Consider the following 13,003-nt stretch of genomic DNA (forward strand, 5'->3'; position numbering starts at 1 on the left):
ACAAAGCACGCGACAGCGGGAAGACTGCCGTGTCGGGTTTCCGAACCCATGAAGGAGTGATGCAGATGTCCAAGGAATTTGAAGGCAAGGTCGCGCTGGTAACGGGCGCGGCGTCTGGGATTGGAGCAGCTTGCGCGCTTCAGCTCGCGGCGTCGGGAACGGCCGTCGTGGTCGCCGACCTCGACGAGGAGGGCGCCAAAAAGGTTGTGGCCGAAATTGAAGCCAAGGGCGGCAAGGCTGCTTCCTTCCGTATCGACGTGTCGGTTCCGGAGGAGGTCGCGGCCATGGTGGCCTTTGCCAAGAAGACGTTCGGGGCCTTGCACCTGGCCGTGAACAACGCGGGCATCGGCGGCCCGTCGGCGCCGGTGGCCGAATATCCGCTCGACGGCTGGCGCAAGGTCATCGACATCAACCTGATGAGCGTCTTCTACTGCATGCACTACGAGATCCCTGCGATGCTTGAGGCGGGCGGTGGCGCGATCGTCAACATGTCGTCGATCCTTGGCACCCAGGGCTTCGCCAACTCCAGCGCTTACGTGGCCGCCAAGCATGGCGTCGTGGGTCTCACCAAGACGGCGGCGATGGAGTATGCGACGAAGAACATCCGCGTGACCGCGGTCGGGCCAGGCTTCATCGAGACACCGCTGGTGACCAACAACATCGACCCCGAGGCGCTGAAACAGATCACCGCTCTGCATCCGGTGGGGCGCCTTGGAAAGCCGGAAGAGGTGGCCGCGCTTACCTGCTTCCTGCTGTCGGACAAGGCGTCCTTCATCACCGGCAGCTATCACCTGGTCGACGGCGCCTATACGGCACCGTGACGCGACCATTAGTCAGGGCTGCGTCACCGACACCGCAGCCGCGCCACCGAAATGTGGTGCGGCTGTCTTGTTCGGGCAAACAGACATGTGCGGAGGTGACAGGACCGGCCGTCTTTGCAGGACGGAAGGGCGGCTATTCCACCGCCCGCACGCGCGTGCCGGCACGCCCTTCGAGAATGGCGCGGGCGTCCTGCAACCGCCCGATGCCGGCCAGCCGTCCAGGAACTGATAGTGCAAAGGTGCAGGCCGCTTCGACCTTCGGTCCCATGGAACCGGCGGCAAAGGACATGGCGGAGAGTTCCGCGGGGGTCGTGTCCTGCAGCGGCCGCTGGTTTGGCGTGCCCCAGTCGGCGTAAACCGCATCCACGTCGGTCAGCATCAGGAAGGCATCGGCATTGAGCTCACGGGCGAGAAGCGCCGCCGCGTGATCCTTGTCTATTACCGCCTCTACGCCTTCGAGATCGCCCTCGTCATTTCGGATCACCGGAATGCCGCCGCCGCCCGCGCAGATGACCGTCACTCCGGTTTCCACCAGAATCCGGATCGGGTTGACCTGCACGATGCGCTGCGGCGTGGGCGAAGGCACCACGCGCCGCCACTTGCCAGTGCTTTCCTCGACCATCGGCCAGTTCTTTTCGGCGCGTAGCTTTTCGGCTTCGTCCGCCTCATAGAGCCGACCGATGGGCTTGGTCGGCGTGCGGAAGGCGGGGTCGTCCGGATCGACCTCCACCTGCGTGAGCAGCGTCGCACAGGCCGAGCCGTCCGGCATGGCGTTGATCATCTCCTGCTCGACCAGATAGCCGATCATGCCGACGCTTTCCGCGCCGAGAATGTCGAGCGGGTAGGGGGGCACGCCCTTGTAGGCCGCTGCCTGCAGCGCAAGCAGCCCCACCTGCGGGCCGTTGCCGTGCGCCACCACGATGTCGTGGTCGCGGGCGAGGTCGGCGAGTGCCTCGGCCGCAACACGCACGTTCGCGCGCTGCACCTCTGCCGTCATAGGCTCGCCGCGCTTGAGTAGCGCGTTGCCGCCAAGGGCCACAACCACACGCATGACTTCAGCCTCCGATCGTGGCGACAAGAACCGCCTTGATGGTGTGCATACGGTTTTCAGCCTGATCGAAAACGACCGAAGCTTCGGACTCGAACACTTCTTCCGTCACCTCCATGCAATCGATGCCGAACTGCTGGAAGATCTTCTCGCCGATCTCCGTCTCGCGGTTGTGGAACGAGGGCAGACAGTGCATGAACTTGGCGTGCGGGTTTTCCGTCGCCGCCATGATGTCCCTCGTCACGCGATAGGGCGTGAGCAGCTTGATCCTCTCCTCCCACACGCTGTCCGGCTCTCCCATGGATACCCAAACGTCCGTGTAGACGAAGTCGCAACCGCGCGCGGCTTCATGGGGGTCTTCAGTGAGAACGATCTTGCCGCCGGTCCTCTCGGCGATCTCCCGGCACTGATCGACGAGAGCCGGGTCCGGCCAGCAGGACTTCGGCGCGCCGAGGCGGATTTCCATGCCGATCAGGGCCGCGCCGCTCATCAGCGAGTTGGCCACGTTGTTCTTCGCGTCACCCAGGAAGCAGAACTTGAGCTGCGACAGGTGCTTGCGCGTGTACTCGCGCATGGTGAGGAAGTCGGCAAGAATCTGCGTCGGGTGGAAAGTGTCGGTGAGCCCGTTATAAACGGGCACACCCGAATAGCGCGCGAGTGTCTCGGCGGTGTCCTGCCCGAACCCGCGGTACTCGATGGCGTCATAGATGCGGCCGAGCACCCGAGCGGTGTCCTTGATCGATTCCTTCTTGCCTATCTGGGTCCCGGTGGGGCCCAGATAGGTGACATGGGCGCCCTGATCGTAGGCCGCCACCTCAAAGCCCGTGCGGGTACGGGTGGAGTCCTTCTCGAAGATCAGGGCGATGTTCTTGCGGGTGAGCGTTGGCCGCTCATACCCACCGTACTTCGCCTGCTTCAGCGAGGCGGCGAGACGCAGCAAGAAGCGGATCTCGTCCGGGGAGAAGTCCAGCAGCTTGAGAAAACTGCGGCCACGCAGGTTCACTGGCATGCCGGTCCCTCCTCATACGGGGTCGCGGATGAGCGGGCAGGTCATGCAGTGTCCGCCGCCACGGCCGCGGCCAAGCTCTGAACCGGGGACGGTGATGACCTCGACGCCTGCCTTGCGCAGCTGCGTGTTGGTGTAGACGTTGCGGTCGTAGCCGATGACAACACCCGGCTCGAGGGCCACGACATTGTTGCCGTCGTCCCACTGCTCGCGCTCGCGGACATAGGCGTCGCCGCCCGTCTCGACTACGCGGAGTTCCTTCAGATTCAGCGCCTCGGCCACGACTTCCGTGAGCGGACGCTCCTCGGGGCGCACGTCGATCTGCCAGTCCTTTTCGCCAGGCCGCAGCGAAAACACGCGGATGTGGTTCACCACGTCGGCAAAGATCGTCACCAGGTCGCGGTCGCAGAAGGTGAACACCGTGTCGAGGTGCATGCTGGCCCGTTCGACGGGCAGGCGGCAGGCGATTACCCGGTCGGCACCGCCCTGGGCGAACAGCGCGCGGGCGATCTGGCCCACCGCGTGGGGCGTCGTCCGCTCGCCCATTCCGATCATGACCGTCCGGTTGCCGATGGGCATGATGTCGCCGCCCTCGGCGGTCGCGAGCCCGTAATCGAGGTCCGGGTTGCCCCACCAGACGGGGAAGCCGGCATCGCGGAAATCCGGATGGAACTTGTAGATCGCCGCTATATTGACCGTCTCGAGCTGGCGCGCGTTCCACCGCATCGGGTTGAGCGTCACGCCTTCGTAGATCCAGCAGGTCGTGTCACGGGTGAACAGGTGGTTCGGCAGGGGCGGCAGGATGAACTCTTCCGGCTCCATCACGGCCGCGACGACGCTATGGGCCTTGATCGGCATCTCCGCCTTGTTCATCCCGCCGATCAGAATGCTCGACAACTGGTCGGCGCTGATTTCGGTAAGATAGGCGCGCAGTTCGTCGGCCAAGCCGACACCGACCGTGTTGTCGTTGACGCGGCGCTCCAGCAGCCACTGCCGGGCTTCCGGGATTTGCATCGTTTCCGCCAGCAGCTCACGCAGGAACACGACCTCGACGCCGCGGTGGCGCATTGCGTCCACGAAGGTCATGTGCTCCACGCGGGCCTGCTTCACCCAGATAACGTCATCGAAGAGCAGCTCCTTGCAGTTGCCGGGAGTTAGGCGGGCGAGGGCCGTGCCGGGCCGGTGCACCAGCACGCGCCGCAGCTTGCCTGCCTCGGAATGAACGCCATAGGTCAGGGTCATTTCAGTCTCCATCAGATGAGGGCCGCGACGCTGAGACACGCCATGATGATGACGGTCAGGATCAGCAGCAGCGGCCACATGAAGGCGATCCAGCGCTCGTAGGGCACACGGCCGATCGCGAGCGCGCCCATGACGACCGCGAAGGTCGGGTTGATGAGGTTCACGATGCCATTGGCGGACTGGTAGGCGGTCACCACGAGGTCACGGCCCACGTTCGCGAAGTCGGCCACCGGTCCCATGATCGGCATGCTCAGCACCGCGAGACCGGATGAGGACGGGACGAAGAAAGACATCAGCACCTCGATCCAGTAGATCACGTTGATGAACACAACTTCGGACAGGCCGCCGACGGAGACTTCCGCCCAGTGCAGGATCGTGTCGGTGATGCGGCCGGCGTCCATCACGACGACGATGCCGCGGGCAAGACCGATGATCAGCGCAACGCCCACCAGGTCGCGCACGCCGTTGATGAAGGAGTCGACGAATTCCTTCTCGCCCGGACGGGCTATGAGGCCGACGATGATGGCCGATGTCAGGAACAGGGCCGTCATTTCGCCCATCCACCAGCCGGCGAACAGCACGCCCCAGATCATTACCACGAAGGTAAGGCCGAAGATGGCAAGAACGATCTTGTGCAGCGTAGTGAACTCAGGCTGCTGCTCGGTTCTATAGGCGGCAAGGAAGTGCTGTTCGTTCTCTTCTTTCAGGTCATAGACATAGGAGCGGGATGGATCGACGCGGACGCGCTCGGCATAGCGCATCACGTAGAGCACGCAGGCGAGCCAGCACAGGGCAAGAATCACCAGGCGCAGCGTCATGCCGGTGGTGAAGGGAACGCCTGCCGCGTCGGACGCGATTACCGTCGCGAAGGCATTGACCGTGGAGCCGAGCACGCCGACGCCGGCGCCGAGCAGGATGATCGCCACGGCGGTCATCGCATCGTAGCCGGCTGCGATCATGATCGGGATCAGCAGCACGTAGAAGGCCAGCGTCTCTTCGGCCATGCCGTAGGTCGTGCCGCCGAATGCGAACAGGCCCATGAGCACCGGGATCATCCACTTCTCACGCCCCTTGAGCGTGATCATGGCTTTCGAGATGCCCGCGGTGATGGCACCGGTCGAGGTAATGACGCCGATGAAGCCGCCCAGGATCATGACGAACAGGGCGACGTCGATGGCGTTCGCCTCGTTTGTCACCGGGTTGTAGATGCCGGCAATCGGCGCCATGAGCACGTCGAAGATGCCCTGCGGGTTCGGTTCCACCTCCGTGTAGGTGCCGGCGATCGGCACCTCGCGCCCGAGCGCCTCATTCATGACGCGCTGATACTGGCCGGCTGGAATGATCCATGTCAGCGCGGCGACGAGGATGATGAGACCGAAAAGGATGGTGAACGCGGTCGGGAAACGAAAACGTTTCGGTTCGGCGAGTTCGTCGGATGCCGTAGCCATGTCGAATTGCCCCTCTCTTCGGCACGGCAAGAGATGCAATTCCGATCCTGCCGCAGCCTACGGTAAGTGAACCATCAGATCGGATGGCGGAAGTTCGCCGCCATCCCGGCTCCATGACTTTATTGATACGCTACCACGCATTGCTTATTCAGGATTGACGTGCGTCAATGTTTATTAATATTTGCGCCAAGTCTAGAACACCATTTGAAGGTTGCGCCTACCGCAATTGGTATTTCTTGCGCAATATCTTCACAAGATGAGCGAAACCTGCAGGACCGTACGATCAGTGCCGGACGGCCGGACCGAGAAGCCAAGGTCTTTCGCCATGGTCAGCATCTTCGTGTTTTCCGCGAAGATGGAGCCGTCGATCCGTTTGATACCCTCGGTACGCGCGTAGTCGATGACGTGATTGAGCAGCGCCCAGCCGATACCGCGTCCCTGAAGGTCGCTGCGCACCAGAATGCCGTATTCGGCCGTCTCCTTGTCGGGATCGCAGAAGAGCCGCACTATGCCCGCGAGCTCTCCCGTTTCCTCGCGGAGCGCGACGAAGGCCATTTCCCGCTCGTAGTCGATCTGGGTGAGGCGCACGAGCATCTCCTGCGGGAAGTGCTTTCGCGGCGCCAGCAGGCGCAGCCGGATGTCCTTCTCCGTGACCTTTTCCAGGAAGGGGGGATAGAGGACAACGTCCGCGGGCTTGATCGGGCGTAGGAAATAGCGATCGTCATTGAGGACCTCGTGCTTTTCCCATCCGTCCGGATAGGGGCGGATCGCCAGTGCCGGGTTGGGCCCGGTCTTTTCCACCGTTGCCGGGTCGATCACGATGCGCGCGTCGAGTGCGATCACGCCATCCTTGTCGGCCAACAGCGGATTGATGTCGACCGAGACGACGCACGGGAAGTCGACGACCAGCTGCGAGAGGGCGTTAAGAGAGCGGATAATGCCTTCGCGATCTGCCGGAGGCCGGTCGCGGTAGCCGACGAGCAGCTTGCCGATGCGCGTGGCATCAATCAGGTCGCCGGCAAGCACGCTGTCGATGGGCGGCAGGGCGATGGCCGTGTCCTTCATGACCTCGACCGCCGTGCCGCCTGCGCCGAACAGGAGAGTCGGGCCGAAGATGTTGTCGTGGCCGATGCCGAGGATCAGCTCATGGGCGCCCGTCCTGGTGATCATGGGCTGCACGGAGAAGCCGTCCACGGCATCTGCCTTTCCGATGGCCGCCAGCCGACCGAGGATCGCCTGCGCCGCCTCTCGCGCCTGCGCGGCGCTACCGATGTCCAGCACGACGCCGCCCACGTCGGACTTGTGCGTGATGGTCTTGGACATGAGCTTGACGGCGAGCTTGCCCGATACCGAAAGCAGCCGCGTGGCAGCCTGCTCGACCTGCTCCGGCGTGGTGACGACGACGGTTTCCGGAACGGGAATGCTGTAGGCGGCGAGGACGGCTTTGGCTTCCGGTTCTGTGAGGATGGTCCTGCCTTCTGCGGCAACCGTACGGAAGATGGCGCGGACCTTCTCCATGTCGCGCTCGCACTCTCCGCTGATCATGGAGGGGACACGCGTCAGCTCCTTCTGTGCCCGTGCCCAGCCGCCGAGATAGGCGACTGCATTGGCAGCGTCGGCCGGGGTGGCGAAGGTGGCGATTCCGGCTTCCTGCAGAACCTTCCGTCCTTCGCGGGCCGTCGCCTCACCAAGCCAGCAGGTGAGCACCGGCTTTCCGGCGATCATGCCCTTCTGTGAAAGCTCGGCAACTGCGCGGGCGGCTTCCGCCGGAGAGGCCACGCCCGTCGGGCAGTTCATGATCAGGATGACGTCGGTGTTCGGATCCTCCGCCACGGCGCTGACCGCGGCCGCGTAACGCTGCGGCGGTGCATCGCCGATGATGTCGACGGGATTGGTGCGTGACCAGTTGGAGGACATCTCGCGCTCGAGGCGCTCGATCGTCGCCGGCGCGAGCTCGGCGAGCTCCGCCTTCAGGTCCATCAGCCGGTCGACGGCAAGAACGCCCGCGCCGCCGCCATTGGTCACGATGCCAACTCGGGCCCGCTCGAGACGCGGGAAGCGCGAAAGCGTCTCGGCGGCGATGAACAGCTCGCTCAGGCTCTTCACCCGCAGGATGCCGGCCCGTCGCAGCGCCGCATCCATCACATTGTCGGAGCCGGAGAGGGCGCCGGTATGCGTGAAGGCGGCCTTGGCCCCTGCGGGATGGCGTCCTGCCTTGACGGCGATGACGGGTTTCACGCGCGAAGCCGCGCGGGCGGCAGCCATGAACTTGCGGGGCTCGGTCACCGTCTCGAGATAGAGCAGGATGGCGCTGGTATTCGCGTCACCGGCGAGAAGATCGAGGTAATCACCCACGTCCACGTCGGCCATGTCGCCGAGTGAGACGATGTGCGAAAAGCCGATCTGCTCCTCCACTGCCCAGTCGATTAGGGAGGCCGTGATGGCGCCGGACTGGGACAGCAGGGCAAGCCCGCCAGCCACAGGCTGGAGATGGCCGAAGCTCGCATTGAGTTTCGCGGGCGGGACGATCAGGCCAATCGTGTTCGGCCCGAAAATGCGCAGGAGGTGGGGCTTGGCCGCGTCGAGCATGGCCTGCCGCAGGCCATTGGCGCGGGTGAGGCCCGCGGTAATGACAACGGCCGCGCGGCAGCCCTTCTCTCCGAGTTCGGCGATAAGGCCGGGCACGGTGGGCGCGGGCGTGGCGATCACTGCAAGCTCCGGCGCCGCCGGAAGATCGGCGACGGTGCGGTAGCACCGCCTGCCTTCGATCTCGTCATACTTCGGGTTGACCGACCAGATGTCTCCCTCGAAGCCGCCGTTAATGAGATTGCAGAGCACGGTGTAACCGACCGAACCCTTTCTCGTCGATGCACCGAGCACAGCGACGGATTTGGGATGAACAGCGTATTCAAGGTTACGGATGGTCATTCGTCATTCTCCGATATGCTGCAATCATGCCCGTTTCCGCCCGCAGGCCACTGGCGGGAAGCCTGCCCTCAGTGAGAAAGCAGGACCGGGAGCTGCAGGTTGTCCAGGATTCCCCTGGTCGCGCCGCCCAGGATGAACTGCCGCAGGCGCGAATGGCCGTAGGCGCCCATCACCAGCGTGTCCGCCCCGACGGCTTTTGCCTCGGCCTGCAGGGTCTCGCCGATGGCGCGACCCGCCGTGGTCGCGTAGTGCGCCTTTGCCTCAAGCCGACGACGGGTCAGGAAAGCCGCCAGCCGCTCGGCGCCTTTCGTGTCGGGAATGGCTTTTTCGTCGGTGACGAGGATGACGGTCGCCCTCGTCGCATTGCCGAACAGAGCCAGGGCATCGCCCACCGCGCGTGCGGCGACCCGGCTTCCATCCCAGGCAATGGCGATGTGGTTGAAGTCTTCCGGCGCCGTTTCGGGCAGCAGAAGCACCGGCCGGCCGGAATCGAAGATCAGGGCTTCCGTCGTTGCGCGGACGGTGCGGCTGAGCGGATCCCAGCCGACGAACGAGACATCGTGGTAGCGCGCCGCCGTGGCGATGACATTGCCGAACTCGGCCTCGATAGCCCGGGCCATCTCGGTCTCGCACGTGATACCGGCCTCGTCCGCGGCACTGGAAATGGTGCGGAGCAGTTCCTCGCCCCGCTTGCGGCTCAGCGCCTCGGCCTCCGCCGCAAGCTTGCGGACATCGACCAGCGCGCCGGAAAGCGCATTCGAGACGGCTGGAACCTGTACCTCCAGAGCTATCCCATGGAGCCGGGCCCCGATCAGGCGCGCGGCTTTTACGGCGCTCGCGACACTTCCGGCGCTGGTGGGGTCGGGATAGGTGATCAGCGGAAACAAGGCTTCAACAGGCATATGGTCCTCCCCTTCCTGGAATGAGACCGATCGGCGTGCAGGGTGAGTGGTATGCGCACCGGTTCGCGTGCAAGTGTCACATCAGGTCCTGCCGGGTTGAAACTCGGGCAAAGCGCGGCGTCTCGCGTTCACTTTGCCCCAATAACAAGACGAACGCCACAAGGCCGAGGTATGCGAATAGGGTCGCGGCGGAGATGAAGGTTGCCAGATCCGGCATGTCGCCCTCCCTTCTGAAGGTGCCACCTCACTTGATTGCATGAAATCATGCGCATGAAGCTTGATGCACCGGGCGAGCAGGACACTAGCCATTCGCTGCGTCGCCCTGCCTTGATCCGCATCAATGCGTCCGCGGACGGTCGATGCACAAGGTCGGCCGACAGCGAAGGGGATCGCAAATGCAAAGAGCAGGCGAACAGATGATTGGCACCGCACCACGGGGCCTCACGGCGCACCTGACGGAGTCGTTGCCGCGTTACACAAGCTATCCGACGGCGCCGCACTTTCACGCCGGTGTCGACGCGGGCGTCTTCCGCGGCTGGCTCGGGCAGGTCAAAGAGGGCGAGGACATCTCGCTCTACATTCACATTCCATTCTGCGACCGCCTGTGCTGGTTCTGCGCCTGTCATACCAAGATGACCAAGCGCTATGAGCCGGTGGCGACCTATCTCGAAACGCTGAAGCAGGAGATTGCTACCGTCGGCGAACTGGTGAAGGGTTCCCGCGTGCGCGCGCTGCACTTCGGCGGAGGCTCGCCCACGATCCTGAGGCCCGAGGACGTGGCGGCGCTCAACGCCACGCTCCGCGACGCCTTCGACTTTCTGCCGGATGCGGATATCAGCGTCGAGCTCGATCCTACGGACATTGACGAAGCGCGGCTCGACGCCTTCGCAGCCATCGGCATGACCCGCGCCAGCTTGGGCGTACAGGACTTCGCCCCGAAGGTGCAGAAGGCGATCAACCGCGAACAGGGCTTCGAGCTGACGAAAGCCGTGGTGGATGGCTGCCGTGCCCGTGGCGTGCGTTCGCTCAACCTCGATCTGCTCTATGGCTTGCCGTACCAGACGCTCGAAAGCCTGCAGGCGACGCTGGAACAGGCCCTGCAGCTTTCGCCGGACCGCATCGCGCAGTTCGGTTATGCGCATGTGCCGTGGTTCAAGAAGCACCAGACGATGATCGACGAGTCGGCCTTGCCCGGCCCGCAGGAGCGTTTCGCGCAGCAGCAGCTCGCCACGCGGCTCATTGTGGAGGCAGGCTACCAGCCTATCGGCCTCGACCATTTCGCCAAGCCCGACGATTCACTGGCCGAGGCAGCGCGAACCGGAAGGCTCCGCCGCAATTTCCAGGGTTATACGGACGACCGTTGCGAAACGCTGATTGGTCTCGGGCCCTCTTCCGTATCGCGCCTGCGCCAGGGCTATGCGCAGAACACGCCGGCCATCAATATCTACAGCAAGCAGGTGCAGGAAGGCGGCCTTGCCACCGCGCGCGGCATCGCGTTTTCTGACGAGGATCTGGCGCGGGGCTGGGTGATCGAGCGGCTGATGTGCGAGTTCGCCTTCTCGGCTGCTGAGGCAGAAGACCGCTTCGGCGAACTCGGACGCCAGATCGTTACGGAAGCCGAAGCCTTGACGAAAGAGAAAGACAGCCTTCTTGTCCGGAACGGCGACCTGTTCGGGATCCCGTCAGAGGCCCATGTGCTGGTGCGCGTCGTCGCCGCCCGATTTGACACTTATCTCGGAAAGGGCAACGCTCGTCACTCTGTGGCAGTATAGCGCCCGAATTTCCAGTGATTGTTGTCGAGCGGGGGCATGGCGTCAAAGACAACCGAGAAAGTGATCGAAGTCGCCAGGGCCATCGCGCCGCTCATGGTGGTGGTAGGTGTGCTGCAGGTCACGCTCGTCCATGCGCCGCTCGAGCTGTTTCTCCAGTTCATCGCCGGGGCTTTCCTGGCCGGCGTGGGAATGGTCCTGCTTCTCCTGGGTGTTGATCTGGGCATCCTGCCCATGGGCCGCTTCATCGGGGCGGAGCTGCCGCAGAAGGGATCGCTCGCCCTGATTCTGGCCGTGGCATTCGCCCTTGGATTTGCGACGACAGCCGCCGAGCCCGACGTGCTGGTGTTGGCCGGGCAGGCGGACGAGGCCTCCGGCGGCTCCATTCCGAAGATCGCCGTGCTCTACGTCATCGCGGGCGGTGTCGGTCTGTTCACCGCTTTGGGCAGTGCGCGCATCATTTTCGGCTGGCCGATAAAATATCTCGTCGTAGGAGCGTATCTGGCGATGCTGGTGCTGGCCCTGTTCACGCCGGATCAGTTTGTCGCCCTTTCCTTCGATGCGGGCAGCGTCACGACCGGCGTTCTCACCGCGCCGGTGTTGATAGCCATCGCCATGGGATTAAGCTCGGTGCTCGCCGGCCGCTCGGCCGTCGGTGACGGGTTCGGCATTTCAGGCCTTGTCTCGGTCGGGGCAATTCTCTCGGTACTGCTGATGGGGGTCCTGTGGAGCTGAACGGCACCGTCCTCGATCGGGTAGCGGAGACCGCTTTCAGCGTCGCGGTGGCGGTCGTGCCGCTGGCCGCACTTTTCATTCTCTTCCAGGTCTTCATGCTGAGACTTCCCCGCCGGGAAGTGATGGACATCTTGCGCGGCAGCCTGCTTGCTTCCGTGGGCCTTTTCCTCTTCCTGCTCGGAGTGAGCATCGGCTTTCTGCCGTTCGGCCGCGCGATCGGCCAGGCGATCGGGTCGGTCGAGGACTGGTGGTGGATCGTCGCCATCGGGCTCTTCCTCGGTTTCGTGACCACCTGGGGCGAGCCCGCGGTGCGCATCCTCGCCGATCAGGTGGACCAAGCCTCACAGGGAACGATCCCCGGAATTCTTGTGCTCTACGCGGTCTGCATCGGCGTTGCCGTGTGGGTGACGATGGGGTTCCTCCGCATCGTCCATGGCATCCCGATCCTCTACCTGCTGCTGCCGGGCTATGTCCTCGCGGTCCTGCTCATCTGGAGGAGCGACAGCGATTTCGTGGCCATAGCCATCGATGCGAGCGGGGTGGCGACGGGGCCTCTGGCAAACACCTTTCTGCTAGCGCTGGCGCTTGGTGCGTCGTCGGCGATGGAAAATCAGGATCCGGTCACGCACGGCCTGGGTCTGGTGGCGCTCATCGCTGTCGCGCCGATCATTTCGGTGACCGTGCTTGGCCTGCTGATCGGGCGGAAACGTCTAAAGGAGCAAAAACCATGAGTGAACAGGTGCTCGAGCCGTATCTGATCGTAAGCATCGTCCGCCGCGGATGGGGCGACACGATCCTGGAGGCCACGATGAACGCCGGCGCGCACGGGGGCACCGTTCTCATCGGACGCGGCATCGGGCGCAATGAGCAGCAACAGGTTTTCGGCATCAAGATCGAGCCGGAGAAGGAGGTCGTGCTCACCGTCGTCCCCGCGGTCATGAAGGACAGGGTACTGCGCGCGGCTGAAGAGGCCGGGGAACTCAACGCACCCGGCAAGGGACTGGCCTTCTGCCTGCCGCTGGAAAAGGTCGTAGGTGTCGTCCACCTGGTGCAGGACAATGGCGCGCGGGAAGGCGACGAGTAACCGCCGTATCATCACGTGTG

General features: G+C 63.9%; 12 protein-coding genes. 5 read left to right on the forward strand and 7 right to left on the reverse strand.

Translation table 11 applies throughout. The annotated features are described in order from the left end of the window. Positions 1-65: 65 nt before the first annotated feature. Positions 66-821, forward strand: a complete 756-nt coding sequence (locus ABD906_RS01555) for an SDR family NAD(P)-dependent oxidoreductase (RefSeq protein ID WP_345097829.1) — start codon at positions 66-68, stop codon at positions 819-821. 133 nt (positions 822-954) lie between these two features. Here the strand turns inward: ABD906_RS01555 and arcC are convergent, their stop codons facing one another. From arcC to ABD906_RS01590, 7 genes are all read right to left on the reverse strand, one after another. After that, positions 955-1,872, reverse strand: a complete 918-nt coding sequence (arcC, locus tag ABD906_RS01560) for a carbamate kinase (protein WP_345097830.1) — start codon at positions 1,870-1,872, stop codon at positions 955-957. Between the two features lie 4 nt (positions 1,873-1,876). Next, positions 1,877-2,878 (reverse strand): ornithine carbamoyltransferase, encoded by a 1,002-nt coding sequence (gene argF, locus ABD906_RS01565; protein ID WP_345097831.1) that lies wholly within the window; start codon positions 2,876-2,878, stop codon positions 1,877-1,879. 12 nt (positions 2,879-2,890) lie between these two features. After that, the gene (arcA, locus tag ABD906_RS01570) at positions 2,891-4,117 is read right to left on the reverse strand and encodes an arginine deiminase (protein WP_345097833.1); all 1,227 of its coding nucleotides are present in this window, start codon (positions 4,115-4,117) and stop codon (positions 2,891-2,893) included. 11 nt (positions 4,118-4,128) lie between these two features. Then, the gene (locus ABD906_RS01575; RefSeq protein WP_345097834.1) at positions 4,129-5,565 is read right to left on the reverse strand and encodes a YfcC family protein; all 1,437 of its coding nucleotides are present in this window, start codon (positions 5,563-5,565) and stop codon (positions 4,129-4,131) included. A gap of 249 nt (positions 5,566-5,814) precedes the next feature. After that, positions 5,815-8,493, reverse strand: a complete 2,679-nt coding sequence (locus tag ABD906_RS01580; protein WP_345097835.1) for a bifunctional acetate--CoA ligase family protein/GNAT family N-acetyltransferase — start codon at positions 8,491-8,493, stop codon at positions 5,815-5,817. A gap of 68 nt (positions 8,494-8,561) precedes the next feature. Continuing rightward, on the reverse strand, positions 8,562-9,395 hold the full coding sequence (locus ABD906_RS01585) for a universal stress protein (RefSeq protein WP_345097836.1): 834 nt from the start codon (positions 9,393-9,395) through the stop codon (positions 8,562-8,564). A 76-nt stretch (positions 9,396-9,471) separates the two neighbouring features. Next, entirely contained in the window at positions 9,472-9,612 is a 141-nt protein-coding gene (locus ABD906_RS01590) for a hypothetical protein (protein ID WP_345097837.1), read from the reverse strand. Positions 9,613-9,790: 178 nt separating this feature from the next. On the opposite strand from ABD906_RS01590, the gene hemN reads away from it, so the two are divergent. The 4 genes from hemN to ABD906_RS01610 are packed head-to-tail and all read left to right on the forward strand — an operon-like array spanning position 9,791 to position 12,983. Continuing rightward, positions 9,791-11,167, forward strand: a complete 1,377-nt coding sequence (gene hemN, locus ABD906_RS01595; RefSeq protein ID WP_345097838.1) for an oxygen-independent coproporphyrinogen III oxidase — start codon at positions 9,791-9,793, stop codon at positions 11,165-11,167. A 36-nt stretch (positions 11,168-11,203) separates the two neighbouring features. Next, complete coding sequence (locus ABD906_RS01600) at positions 11,204-11,899, forward strand: DUF1538 domain-containing protein (RefSeq protein WP_345097839.1); 696 nt, start codon at positions 11,204-11,206, stop codon at positions 11,897-11,899. Then, a complete protein-coding gene (locus tag ABD906_RS01605; RefSeq protein ID WP_345097840.1) occupies positions 11,890-12,630 on the forward strand; it encodes a DUF1538 domain-containing protein in 741 nt (246 codons plus the stop codon). Before ABD906_RS01600 ends, ABD906_RS01605 begins: the two co-directional genes overlap by 10 nt. After that, positions 12,627-12,983, forward strand: a complete 357-nt coding sequence (locus ABD906_RS01610; protein ID WP_345097841.1) for a P-II family nitrogen regulator — start codon at positions 12,627-12,629, stop codon at positions 12,981-12,983. Before ABD906_RS01605 ends, ABD906_RS01610 begins: the two co-directional genes overlap by 4 nt. Positions 12,984-13,003: the final 20 nt, after the last annotated feature.

Origin of the sequence: Chelativorans composti (assembly GCF_039541695.1) — a bacterium.
GTDB classification, from domain to species: Bacteria; Pseudomonadota; Alphaproteobacteria; order Rhizobiales; family Rhizobiaceae; genus Chelativorans; species Chelativorans composti.